Origin of the sequence: Paraburkholderia kirstenboschensis, assembly GCF_904848585.1 — a bacterium.
In the GTDB taxonomy this organism is placed as follows: domain Bacteria; phylum Pseudomonadota; class Gammaproteobacteria; order Burkholderiales; family Burkholderiaceae; genus Paraburkholderia; species Paraburkholderia kirstenboschensis.
On sequence record NZ_CAJHCR010000001.1, the window covers coordinates 1,149,402 to 1,161,774 of the forward strand.

The following is a 12,373-nucleotide window of genomic DNA, read 5'->3' on the forward strand; positions in this document are numbered from 1 at the left end:
TAATCATGCGACGCATCACACGCAAAACATTCGAGCGGCTAGTGTGCGCGGGCGCTCTCGCGCTGCCGCTGGTCGTGCTGCTCGCGGCGGGCGAATCGGAGCACAGCGCGGGCGTTCGTCGTCTGCCGGGCGGTGGGGTCTCTGCGGGCCAGCTGGAGGCTCCACCCGCGGCTGCAAAGATGTTGCAAGTGGCCGAAGCGACCCACGCGGCGGCCAGCAATTCCGCAGCCGACGCACAAGCGGCCAGTTCGCATGCTTCGTCATCCTATATAACGTCATGGATCGGCAATACATGGGGCTACGGGGACCAGCGCTGGATGCAGATCGACATACAGGCGATCGCCGTCACGCCGCAAGGCGACGTGTTCACTAACGCACCTTGGGACGAGGGCGGTGGCGAACTCGGTCAGTACCGCAATGGCGAGCTGCTCCGTCACGGTGGCGAAACGCATGGCTGGGGAATGATGGGGGGCGACGCGATTGCCGCGAACGACGAGTACGTGTACGTCGCGCAAACCATGGTGAGCCTCGGCAACGAAACCGCAAAGCACAGACCGTCGCCACGCGAAGGGGAAGTGTGGACCGGTATCTCGCGCCGCAGTCGCGCGGACATTCGCGACGGCGTGCCGTTCGCCGGGCAGGTGAAGTATCCCGCCGGCAGCCGGCTCGCGTTCCTGCTGATCGCCACTTATTCCGCAAAGGCCGACTACGCGATTCGTGGTTTGGCCGCGGACGATACGCGGCTCTTTGTGTCGAACGCGCTTGAAAATCGCGTGCAGGTGTTCGACGCGCAGACCATGCAGGCAATCGGCGCATTCCCGGTGCGCGAGCCGGGCCGCCTCGCGCTTGCGCCCGACGGTTCGCTATGGATCTTGGAGAACAGCCGCACAGACGGCGCGCAACGCGTGGTGCACCATGCGCGCAATGGGGCAATCATCGGCGAATTGCCGTTGTCCGAAGGCGTCGTGCCGGTGGATCTGACCGTCGATGCACGCGGGCGCCTGTTGGTTGCGGACAACGGCGTGCGCCAGCAGATCCTGATCTTTACCGGTGACGCCGGCGCGCTCGCAGGTGCGGCAGCGAGCGCCCGGACGGGCACGTCGGCGGGCAATATGCAACAAGGAACGGCCATGAAATTGACGGCCAGCTTAGGGGAGAAGGGCGGCATTTACGCTGGACGCGCGGGTGCGCCGGGGCCCCGGCGCTTCAACGGTTTGACTGGCGTGGGCGTCGATCGCGCGGGCAACATTTATGTGTCGATGAACGGTGCGGGTCCGCGCCCCTTCGGCACCGGGCCGAGCACTTACGACGGCGCGCTGCTCGAAAGCTATACGCCCGATGGGCGACAGCGCTTCAGCTTGCAAGGGCTGCTGTTCGTCGACGGCGCGCAGTTCGTCGACGGCGATCCGCCGTCCGTGTATAGCGGCAGCAAGCGCTTCACGCTCGATCTCACGCGCGCGCCGGGCCACGAGTGGTCGTATGCGGGCTATACCGCCGACCGTTTCCGCTACCCGTACGATCCATACTTTCATCTGTACCTCGGCGGCCAGCGGGGCATGCCGATGGTGCGCGACATCGGCGGACACCAGCTGCTGTACACCACCGACATGTATTCGTCGTATCTGCGCATCTATCGTTTCGCCGAAGATCGCGAGACGGCGATTCCGTCGGGGCTGTTCGCGCAATCGCACATCGACGGACCTTGGCCGCGCAATCAGCCGGCGCACGGCGAGTGGATCTGGCGCGACGTGACGGGCGCGGGCGACTTCTCCCGTACCGCATTCGATCAGAGCAGCAACGGCGCCGATGCGCCCGCAATGCGAGGCTGGTGGGTGGACAGCCGCGGCGACGTCTGGCAGGGCACCGAGGCTGCCGGCATTCGCTGCTTTCCGCTGCAAGGATTCGACCGCGTCGGCAATCCCGTCTACCGTTACGGGGCGATGCGGCAATATCCGGCCCCTGCGCCGTTCTATCGCGTCGCACGGCTCAACTACTTTCCCGACGACGACACAATGTTCGTCTCCGGTTCGACGCGCGCGCGTCCATTTGTTCAGGACAACTGGAATAGTGCTGGTTCACAGCTTGCCCGCTACGACCACTGGAAAACCGGCAAGCCGGTGCTGCGCTACCTGATCGACCTGCCGGACCGCGGTCCGCCGGATTGGCTCTCGATCAACGGCTTTGCGGTGGCGGGCGACTACATCTTCGCCGTCGAAACACGCAGCGCGGCCGTGCGGGTGTATGACCGCGCGAGCGGGCGCGAAACCGGCCGTCTCACACCCGGTAAGGAGGTCGGCTCGGCAAGCGGTTGGGCCGACGTGCCGATGCCTGTCACCGCGCATCGTCTCGCGTCGGGCGAGTACCTCGTATTCGTCGAAGAAGACGCGCACGGCAAGGCATTGATGTACCGGTTCACGCCGTCAACGGCCGCGCTCGCGGCTGCTCATCGCAACTCCATCGACGTTGCAGGAAAACCATGAAAATCATCCATCTCGCCAATCATGCGCTGAATGTGGGCAACGGCATCGTCAATGTGATGGTCGATCTCGCGTGCATGCAGGCACGCGCCGGACACGACGTAACGGTGGCCTCGGGTGGCGGCGGATTCGAGGAACTGCTCGCGCGGCACGGTGTGCGTCATGTGCTATTGCCGCAATCGCCGCGGCCTTTACGCGTGCCGGCGATGGTGGCGCGCTTCAACAGGCTGGTTTCGCAAATCGACCCTGACGTCGTGCATGCGCACATGATGACGGGCGCGCTGATCGCGCGCTTCGGTGTGCCTCGGCGACGCTTCGTGCTGGTCACAACGGTGCACAACGAATTTCAGAAGAGCGCGACGATGATGCGTGTGGGCGACCGCGTTGTCGCGGTCAGCGAAGCGGTGTCCGCCGCAATGGAGCGGCGTGGGATTCCGAAGTCGCGCTTGAGCGTCGTGCGCAACGGCGCGCTCGGCACGCCTCGGCTCGCCGACGCAATCGCGCCGCGCTTACCTGTACTCGCTCATCCGTGCATCGTGACGCTGGCCGGCATGTACGAACGCAAGGGCATACGCGACCTGTTGCACGCGTTTGCCGCGCTGCGCGAGCGCGTGCCCGGCGCAGTGCTGTATCTCGTGGGCGAAGGTCCGGACCGCAACGCGATGGAGCAACTGGCCTCGCAACTTGGCCTCGCGCGACATGCGCGTTTCGAAGGTTTTGTCGCCGATCCGCGGGCTTATCTCGCTCAAGCCGATGTGTTCGTGCTGGCCTCGCACAACGAACCGGCGGGCCTCGTGCTGTGCGAGGCGCGCGAGCAGGGATGCGCGATCGTCGCGACGCGCGTGGGCGGCATTCCGGAGATGCTCGACGGGGGCGAGGCGGGTGTGCTCGTGCCGCCGCATGATCCGGTGACGCTGGCAACGGCGCTCGAGCGGCTTCTGACCGATCCGGCCGGGCGCGCCGGATTGGCCGCACGCGCGGTGCAGGATCTCGAGAAGTTCAGCGTGCAGCGCGTGAGCGACGGCTATCTGGCGATCTACGAACGCACGCTTGCAAGTTGCCAGCCGCGCCGCTTCGCCACCATTGCCACGCGAGGTATCGACGCAGCTCGTGCCGGCATGGCGGAAAGTGTGAGCCACTCGACGCCGCTGTAAGCGCGGCGTTGCGCTCACAGCGGGCGGTTTTCACTGTGTCTGCGTAAGTTCATCGGCACAATAACCACGAATGATTCGTAGACCACCACCATACGTCGTGGAGGTGTGGCGAGACGTCAGCTTGCCGATAAAGTCAGCCTGGTCCAGATCTTGTACACGAGGCTGCGCAATTCACTGGAGCCATGCAGCGACAGAGCCAGATTCGCGCACACCAGGACGAGTGCGGCGGCAATCAGTGAGGGCGGCGCGCTGATCGACTCGGCGAGCGCGAGTGCCACCAGCAGGAAGGCGAGATGCACGAGCATATTGCGCACTATGGAACCGACGTGCAGCCGGGCGAAGTGAAGCAGCATGGCGTAGTCGAACAGCGCCTTCGACACCACCACGACCGCCGCGCCCATGATGCCGAACCAGTGGATGCCACACCACAGCGCGCCGGCGAACACGGGCAGTTGCGCCCAGCTGACGCCCGCGATTGCGGCGGGACTGGTCTGCGCCTGGATGAGTATGCCGAGAATGCCCGCCTGGCCGCCGAGCCATACGGCGAGTATCAGCACGCACGCGACGGGCGCCGCAGCGGCCACTGTCGGCCCGAGCCACACGACAAGGAAGGGCTTGAGCGCGAACATCGCAACGATCAGGCAAGGCGTGAACGCGCCGTTCAGCAATGCGAGCGCGCTATGCGCGATCGCGTCGGCATCCGCGCGCGACACGGCGGATAAACGCGGAAAAAGCGTGCGCACCATCGCGACAGGCAGCAGATTCAGACGCGTGATCAGGTTCTGCGGCGTCGCATAGTAAGTCACGAAGCTTGCGCCGAGCAGCGCGCCGACCAGCACGCGGTCGAGCGTCGACGCGATCATGCCGGCGCCGGAAAAGAGCAGCATCCAGCGACCATAACGGAACAGTTCGGCCATCACGCGCCATTGCGGCATGCGCACGCGGCGAATGCCGATTGCACGAAACGCCGCGGCACCGAGCATCAAACCGGCGAAGAGCCGTGCGAGAACCGCGGCCGGAATGACCACGGCAAGCGAAGGCGAAAAGCAGAAGATCGCCGCGAGGGGCAACAACTGGAAGAGCGCGGTGCCGAGCGTCTGATTGACGTTGAAGCTCGCGAAGCGTTCCACCCCGTTGATCGCGCCTGCGAATACCCATGACACATTGGCAATGGGAACGGCCACCGCAATCCACGGCAAGCTCGCCATCACCTCGCGCTGGAACTCCGGCTCGATCTTGACACCGTGCGTGATGTAGATGACGGTGCCCGCATAAATGATGAGCCCACCCACGATGCCGGTGCCGAGGTTCATGAACCACGCGCTCCAGAAAATGCGTTCGAGGGAGTCGTCGTTGGCGGCGCGCGCTTTGGAGATCTGATTTTCGGTAGCGAGACTCGTGCCGAGATCCAGCACGCTGAAATAGCCGATCAGCGTCCACACCAGATTGATGACGCCATAGCGTTCCACGCCCATCAGATGGATATAGGCGGGCACCGTGACGAGGGAAATGAACGTCGGAGCAATCGCTCCTGCAAAGTTGATGACGATGTTCCTGACGATACTTCTTTCCATGGTGCGCTGTCCGCGGGAATGTCGTGCAATGGTGCGGTCGGTGCGGGGCGTTGTCGGTGCGCGGCCGCACCCACGAGCGCGTTCCGCACGAGGGCGTCGGCTTGTCGCAGGCTTGGATACTGCGCTCGTGCGCCGCTTGCGTGTGTGGCTGGGCGTACAGATGGGCGCTCTGCGTCGCGGTTAAATCAGCATCGACCGCATACGGCCGGTGAACGGGCATCGCGAGGACAGCGTGAAGGAATCGAAAGAATTAAACCCGCGGCTCATCTCGATCTGCATACCGACCTGCAATCGACCGGGTCTGCTCGAAGAAGCCATCGAAAGTTGTGAAGCGCAGACGTACGGCGAGTTCGAAATCGTCATCGGCGACGATTCGAGCGACGAGCGCACGGCGCAGATGGTCAAGCGTTGCCGTGCGCGCGCGAAGCACCCGATCCGCTACGAACGCAACCGGCCCAGGCTCGGGCAGGCATCCAATGTCAACCGCCTCTTCGCTCGGGCGCGCGGCGCACGGCTCGTGCTGCTGCACGACGACGATCTGCTCGAACCGCATGCGCTCAGTACGCTCGATACGTGCTGGCGCGCTCATCCGCTATTGACCGCTGCATTCGGCAAACAGCGCGTGATCGCCGACGACGGCACGCCACGGCCGGAGGCCACCGCGCGGCTCAATCGCGACTACCGGCGCGTGCCTGAGCGCGCGGGACGGCTCGCCGTGCCCGCGCTCGCCGGCATCGACCAGATGTTCCCGAACAACGGCTATCTGGTGGATACGCTGGCCGCTCGACGCATCGGTTATCGGCTCGCTGCGCAAGTCGGCGAAGCCTGTGATTTCGATTTCGGTTTGCGCCTGTGCGTGCAGGCGGCAGCTGTTTGCTTCGTCGACGAGTTCGTTTCCATTTCGCGCGAGACGGCCTTGTCCATCTCGACGCATGCGTTGCCCGCGATGCACGCGTTCGCGCAGTTGTGCGCGAGCGATGTGCCCGCTGCCGCACATGCCGCGCGCGACGATGCGCTGCGGCGCGTCGCACCGCGCGCCGCTTCCGCATATGCGCGCGCCGGTGACGCGCGCGCCGCGTGGCGCGTGCTGCTGTCGAAGCATTACGCGTTGCGCGACCGGCTGCGCGCGCGTTTTCTGTACCACCTGCTGCTTGCCACGCGCTCGACGCTTGGCGGCCGCATGCCGCCCGGCGGTTGAGCCGGCGCCCGGCGGTACGACGCGTGTGCGGATGCGTGTTGCCGGGGCATGTGGCAGACGCGGTGTGGCAGAAACGGTGTGCCAGAAGCAATGCGGCAGCGGCAATGTGGCAGGGCGTACAGAGGCGAAGGGCGGGCTTTGCTGTAATGCCCGAAAGAAGACTTGTGAGGAGCGTAGCGTGAGGCCAGTAGTCTTCGATGGCCAGTTCGGCTGGTTGCATCCTGCAGCCGGGCCGCATGGCGTGGTGCTCTGCTACCCATTCGGCTACGACGCGCTTTGCACCTATCGCGGCATGCGCCGGCTCGCCGAGCGGCTCGCTATGCGCGGCGTCTCGGTGCTGCGCTTCGACTATCCAGGCACGGGCGACTCGGCGGGCGACGCAAGCGAGCCGGGCCTCTGGCGGCCGTGGATCGACGGCATCAGGAAGGCCGTGGCGTTGCTGCGGCAATCGGCGGGCATCGAACACGTGAGCTTATGCGGCCTGCGGCTTGGCGGCACGCTCGCCGCGCTCGCGGCTCAGGAACTGGGCGACGTCGACGGTCTCGTGCTGCTCTCGCCCGTGCTGTCCGGCAAAAACTATCAGCGTGAGTTGCGCGCCGGATATCGTCAATGGCTGTCGATGCCCGCGGCAATGGATTGCACGCCTGAGCCCGACACCGACGAGTTCGTCGAGGCGTACGGCTTTCGCCTCTATCGCGATACCATCGAAAGCCTGCGTGCGGTCGATCTGCGGCGCGATGCGCCGTCACCCGCGAGGCGCGTGCTGGTGCTCGATTCGCTGGACGCGACGCGCGTCGATGCACTGGTCAAGCACTATCGGGAGCAGGGCGTCGAAGTGGAGCGCCAGGGCTTCGGCGAATACAGCAAGTTCATGATGGAGGCGCTCGACAGCGAGATACCGCGCGCGGCGTTCGAGTCGATTGAAAACTGGCTGGCGGGAGACTCGACAGCCAGCACGGCAGCGGTGCCGAGCGGGAGTGCATACGCGGGCGATGTCGAAGGCCACATCGTCGAAGCGGGTGTCACCGAAACGCCCGTACCGATCGAGGGCGGCAGACTGTTCGGCATCTACTGCGCGCCTCTTGTTCATTCAGCGACGAGCGGCGGCGCAAGCGCGCCCGCGGTCCTGATAGTCAACACCGGCGCAGTGTCGAGAATCGGCAACGCGCGGCTCGGCGTGCGTTTTGCGCGGCGTCTCGCGCGGCAAGGTATTGCCTCGCTTCGCGTCGATCTCGGCGGACTCGGCGACAGTCAGCCTTCGCTCGATGCAGTAACGCTCGATGCGCTCTACGCGCAAGACGGCGCCGACGACGCCGCCTGTGCCGCACGCTGGCTCACGGCGCGCGGCCACCGCGGTGCGGTGCTGCTTGGCATCTGCGCGGGCGCCTACGTCGGTCTCCATGCCGCGTCGCGCGAGCCGGCGGTGACGGGCGCGATGCTCGTCAATCTGCAGAAATTCACATGGCGCAACATCTGCGATGAAAACGGCAAGCCGACCGTGCGGGTCGCGGCGATCGGTTCGACGCGCAGCTATCTGCGCTCGATGTGCGAGCCGCGCAAATGGCTTCGCGTCGTCAAAGGGCAGACGGGCGGCTGGCCCGTTGCGCGCGAACTGGCTACCCGTTTTGCGGCGCTTGTACGAGCGACGCTTGCCGATCGGATCGAGCGAATCACCGGACTGGAGCTTGGCGCGAACGAGGAGCGTCGGCCATTTGCCGCGCTCGAAGCGCGCGGCGTCGAGACGCGCCTTCTTTATGGCGTGCTCGACGAAGGGGTCGAAGAGCTCGAAAAGTACTTCGGAGTGCGTGGCATCAGATTGCAGCGTTTGAACCGCGTTCGCGTGATTTTTTGCGAGCGCACCGACCACGCGATTCTGTCCGCAAGCGCGCAGGAAAACGTGATGTCGCATTTCGAGGACTTCTATCGCAGCCAGTTTGGCGAGAAGCTCAGTGCCGCCGAAGTCAAAGCGAAAGCCGAAGCCGAAGCCGGCGACTCTGTTGCGGCGCATTGCAACGGGTCCCGTACGCGTGCGGCGCAATGGCTTGTCAAGCATGCGCGTGCATTTCGCCTAACCGGAGAAGCGAGATGAAACTCGTGGGACAGCGTGCCACGCGCCGCGGCGTTGACGGCGCGCTGTCCCGATCGGCTCGCCAGTGCGCCGTCTGGCGAGCCGACGTTTTTTACTTTTTGCGGCGCACTCCGATACGCTGGAGGAGTGCCGTGAAGACACAATCCGATCTGGACCGCATCAATCGCGTGGCGTGGAATTCGCGCGACGCAGCGCGCGTTTTCGCCGCAGGCAAGACTTTCTCCGACGCCGGCGAGGAGACCGCGTTCCAGTGGCTCGCGCCGCGCTGCGAGGCGACGCCATTGCTCGACATCGGCATCGGCACGGGGCGCACCATTGCGCTGATGCTCGCAATCTCGAACGACTACACCGGCGTCGACTACACGCCAAAGCTGCTCGACATGGCGAGGTCGCGCTATCCCGGCCGCGACTTGCGGCATATGGATGCGCGCGACATGTCGGAGCTGCCGTCCAATCATTACGGGCTAGCTGCGTTTAGCTGGAACGGTATCGATTGCGTGGACTACGACGGTCGCGTGAAGATCCTCGAAGAAATGTATCGCGTAGTGCGGCCGGGCGGCTATGTGCTGTTCTCGTCGCACAACCGCGGCGGCCCTGGTTATCGCGAGAACATCTGGCAACTGCTGCCGCAGTTCACCTTCAATCCGCTCAGGCTCGGCTGGCGCACGCTGCGTTCAATGCGCCGCTTCCAGCTCGGCACGCTGAACTACGTGCGTAACGTGAAGCTGAATCGCGACTACGGCGGTTACTCGGTCAAGACAGCGGCGGCTCACAACTTTGGCATCGTGATCGTCTACACGACGCTTCGCGAACAGCGCCGGCAACTCGCGCAGGTCGGCTTGCAATGCGATGCGGTGTTCGGCAGTTGCGATGGCAGGCGCATTGCCGACGACATAGAGGACAGCGACGCCTGGTGGTTTCACTTCATCGCGCACAAGCCGCTTGCGGCGTATCGCTTCGGTCAGGAGAGCGGCCATGCAAGCCGACGCACTTCGGCTTAATGATCCGCGCGCAGCAGACGCGGACTTCGACGAGCGGGGCTTTCGGCATGCGCTCGGGCGCTTCGCGACCGGCGTCGTCGTGATCTCGACAGGCAGCGGCGAACGCCTGCACGCGATGACTGCGAACGCCTTCATGTCGGGATCGCTCAGGCCGCCGCTGATCGTCGTGTCGGTCGGACAGCACGCGCGCATGCACGAGCGCCTGATGGGCTGCGCGGTGTTCGGCGTGAGCGTGTTGTCGGACGCCCAGGAGGCGCACAGCCGCCACTTCGCGGGCGAGCCGCAGAGCCGGCTTGCGCCGCGCTTCGCGGGCGTCGACGGGCTTGCGGACGTGGTGCTGCTCGAACATGCGGCGGCCCGCTTTGCGGCGCGTGTAGTGGACCGGCATCCGTGCGGCGACCACACGTTGTTCGTCGGCGAGGTGTTGGTGTTTTCGCTCGACGAGCACGCACCGCTCATTTTCTTCGGCGGACGCTATGGGTCGGTGGCCGGTTCGCAGATCGCGACACCGGCACACGCATTGCCTGCATCCGCGCACTGCGAACAGGTTGAACCGGGCCCATCGTTTGCGAGGAGCCATGAGTGATTCCAGGCCGTTTGGGTTCAGACAATTTGTCTCACAACGTGCGTCGTCGCACCATGCAAAGTCAAGGCCGCAGGCATGCTTGAAACGCAAGCTTGTGGCCCTTTGGCACGTAGCGCGTTACATAGAAGAAACAATTCTTCAGAGGGATAACCCTGTCAGGAAGTGTCCCAACTGGCGTAACCGTTGTGAAGCTAGCAACGTAGCGTGGATGAACACCACGTGACGATAAAACACACAAAGAACGGCGGTTTATCAACAGGCTACGCGGGGGCAAACACCGCTTCGGGGAGAGGGTCATGGAACAGGGAAACAAAGATCGATCACTAGTCAGCAAGGTGATGGACGGGCTCGTCACGGGCATCGTCGAGGAGAAGTACGGCGCGATACTGCCGCCGCAGGACGTGCTGTCGAAAGAGTTCGACGTGAGCCGCACCGTTATGCGCGAGGCGCTGTCGATGCTGCTCGCGCGCGACATGCTCGATGTGCGTCCGAAGATCGGCACGCGCATCCGGCCGATGAGCGACTGGCGCATGATCGACGAAGACGTCGTGAACTGGCGTTTTCGCGCGAAGCCCGATCCGCTGTTCCTGCGCGACGTGATCGAGTTTCGCATTCTGATCGAGCCGCGCGCGTCGGCGCAGGCGGCGGCGCGCGGCAGCGCGGCCGACATCGCCGCGGTGCGCGATGCGTTCGAGGCGTTTCGCGTGATCCGTCCCACCGAACCGGGCTATCAGGAAGCCGACGAACTGTTCCATACGCGCATCGTCGTCGCGAGCGGCAATCAGTTTTTCAAGCAGATGGCGGCGATCATTCGCGGGGCGCTGTCGTCGGGCAATCGGATCGTCAACGAGAAGGAAGGGATGTGGGAGACGGCGATTAACTCACACCGGCGCGTGGTGGAAGCGATAGAGCGGCGTGACCCGAAAGAAGCCGAGCTCGCGTCGATGGCGATGATCGACTTCACGACCAAAGAGATCGCCGGCACCTTTGCCGTAGCGCCGCCGGTTCCGCCCGCGCATGGCGGAAACGCCGGATAACGCCGAGCCGACGTATGGCTTCTGGCGCTGCTGCGCGCGTTGCCGCAGCGGCGCGCCAATTTGCTGATCGTCATGCTTGCAGCGCCACCGACGTGATGCGTTTCCCCACGACGACACACCTGCGGGCGGCATGCGCGACAATAGCGCCTTGCTCTTAACCGCAGGGACGCCAGGTGATCGTGACAAACGCTGTGATCAACGCGGGCACAGATGCCCCGACAAACGCCGCCACTAACGCCGCCACAAACGCCGCCGCAAACGCAACGCAAGCAATCCCATCGGACGGCACGATCCGTTGGGGAATCGTCGGTACGGGCCGCATTGCGCGCCGGTTCGCTCAAGGCCTCGCCTATGTGCCCAACGCGCGCCTCGCGGCCGTGTGGTCGCGCCGCGCCGAGCCTGCGCAGGCTTTCGCCGACGAATTCGGCGGCCGGCTTTGCGCGAGCTTCGATGCACTGCTCGCCAGCGGGATCGACGCGCTCTATATCGCCACCGTTCAGGACAGCCACGCCGGTTACGCGATCGCGGCACTGCAAGCCGGCCTGCACGTGCTGTGCGAAAAGCCCGCCGCGATCAACAGGCCGCAACTCGAGCGCGTGCAGGACGCCGCGCGCCGCGCCCAGCGCCTCTTCATGGAAGCGATGAAGCCACCGTTTTATCCGTTGTACAGAAAGTTGCAGGCGCATCTAAAAGACGATCCGATTGGCGAAGTCGGGCTCGTGCGGGCCGGCTGTTCGGTGCCGGGCGTGCCCGACGATCACCCGTCGCTGTCGTTCGAGCATGCGGGCGGCGCGCTGCTCGATATCGGCATCTACGAGATGTTTCTCGCCGTCGACTGGCTCGGCGCGCCGCTCGACGTGCAAACGCTCGGGCGCCTCGGTGCGACCGGCGTCGATACGTTCGCGAGCCTGAACAGCCAGCATGAGCGCGGCATCGCGCAACTCTTCTGCGGACTCGACCTGCACGGCAAGGGCGACGCGCTGCTGATGGCGAAAAGCGGGCACGTGACGATTCACGAGCCGTGGTGGAACCCGTCGCGCGCGACCATCCGCTACGCCGACGGTCGCGTGATCGAGCTCGACGAACCGTTCGAAGGCGGTGGCCTGAACTACGAGACCGCGCATTTCTGCGAGCTGATCCGCGCGGGACAGATCGAGAGTCCGCTAATGCCGCACAGCAAGTCATTGCAGATGATCGCGATGGCTGATGCCGCGCGCGCGGCGTTAGGGCTTAGGTTTGCGGGCGAGTGACGCGAAG

The 12,373-nt window shown here is 64.8% G+C and carries 9 protein-coding genes; 8 read left to right on the forward strand and 1 reads right to left on the reverse strand.

Annotated features, from left to right (window positions below):
* Positions 1–5: 5 nt before the first annotated feature.
* Both JMY24_RS05180 and JMY24_RS05185 read left to right on the forward strand, forming a co-directional pair.
* The gene (locus tag JMY24_RS05180) at positions 6–2,480 is read left to right on the forward strand and encodes an NHL repeat-containing protein (RefSeq protein ID WP_128594896.1); all 2,475 of its coding nucleotides are present in this window, start codon (positions 6–8) and stop codon (positions 2,478–2,480) included.
* Positions 2,477–3,631, forward strand: coding sequence for a glycosyltransferase family 4 protein (locus JMY24_RS05185; RefSeq protein WP_128594897.1), 1,155 nt, complete (start codon positions 2,477–2,479; stop codon positions 3,629–3,631). Before JMY24_RS05180 ends, JMY24_RS05185 begins: the two co-directional genes overlap by 4 nt.
* 116 nt (positions 3,632–3,747) lie before the next feature.
* On the opposite strand, the gene JMY24_RS05190 is transcribed toward JMY24_RS05185, so the two are convergent.
* Positions 3,748–5,205 carry an oligosaccharide flippase family protein gene (locus JMY24_RS05190; RefSeq protein ID WP_128594898.1) on the reverse strand — a complete coding sequence of 486 codons (1,458 nt, stop codon included), beginning with the start codon at positions 5,203–5,205 and terminating at the stop codon, positions 3,748–3,750.
* A gap of 232 nt (positions 5,206–5,437) precedes the next feature.
* On the opposite strand from JMY24_RS05190, the gene JMY24_RS05195 reads away from it, so the two are divergent.
* The 6 genes from JMY24_RS05195 to JMY24_RS05220 all read left to right on the forward strand — a co-directional run bounded on the left by JMY24_RS05195 (position 5,438) and on the right by JMY24_RS05220 (position 12,366).
* Positions 5,438–6,403 carry a glycosyltransferase family 2 protein gene (locus JMY24_RS05195; RefSeq protein ID WP_236597316.1) on the forward strand — a complete coding sequence of 322 codons (966 nt, stop codon included), beginning with the start codon at positions 5,438–5,440 and terminating at the stop codon, positions 6,401–6,403.
* Positions 6,404–6,581: 178 nt separating this feature from the next.
* Positions 6,582–8,492 carry a serine aminopeptidase domain-containing protein gene (locus JMY24_RS05200; RefSeq protein ID WP_201701475.1) on the forward strand — a complete coding sequence of 637 codons (1,911 nt, stop codon included), beginning with the start codon at positions 6,582–6,584 and terminating at the stop codon, positions 8,490–8,492.
* Between the two features lie 131 nt (positions 8,493–8,623).
* Positions 8,624–9,493 (forward strand): class I SAM-dependent methyltransferase, encoded by an 870-nt coding sequence (locus JMY24_RS05205; RefSeq protein WP_128594899.1) that lies wholly within the window; start codon positions 8,624–8,626, stop codon positions 9,491–9,493.
* Positions 9,468–10,079 (forward strand): flavin reductase family protein, encoded by a 612-nt coding sequence (locus JMY24_RS05210; RefSeq protein ID WP_201701476.1) that lies wholly within the window; start codon positions 9,468–9,470, stop codon positions 10,077–10,079. Before JMY24_RS05205 ends, JMY24_RS05210 begins: the two co-directional genes overlap by 26 nt.
* A gap of 296 nt (positions 10,080–10,375) precedes the next feature.
* The gene (locus tag JMY24_RS05215) at positions 10,376–11,116 is read left to right on the forward strand and encodes a FadR/GntR family transcriptional regulator (RefSeq protein WP_201701477.1); all 741 of its coding nucleotides are present in this window, start codon (positions 10,376–10,378) and stop codon (positions 11,114–11,116) included.
* 272 nt (positions 11,117–11,388) lie between these two features.
* Positions 11,389–12,366: a Gfo/Idh/MocA family protein gene (locus tag JMY24_RS05220; protein WP_128594903.1), complete on the forward strand. Its 978-nt coding sequence runs from the start codon at positions 11,389–11,391 to the stop codon at positions 12,364–12,366.
* Positions 12,367–12,373: the final 7 nt, after the last annotated feature.

Coding starts and splice junctions, on each gene's coding strand:
- JMY24_RS05180 (WP_128594896.1), top strand. CDS start 6: ATGCGACGCATCACACGCAAAACATTCGAGCGGCTAGTGTGCGCGGGC.
- JMY24_RS05185 (WP_128594897.1), top strand. CDS start 2,477: ATGAAAATCATCCATCTCGCCAATCATGCGCTGAATGTGGGCAACGGC.
- JMY24_RS05190 (WP_128594898.1), bottom strand. CDS start 5,205: ATGGAAAGAAGTATCGTCAGGAACATCGTCATCAACTTTGCAGGAGCG.
- JMY24_RS05210 (WP_201701476.1), top strand. CDS start 9,468: ATGCAAGCCGACGCACTTCGGCTTAATGATCCGCGCGCAGCAGACGCG.
- JMY24_RS05215 (WP_201701477.1), top strand. CDS start 10,376: ATGGAACAGGGAAACAAAGATCGATCACTAGTCAGCAAGGTGATGGAC.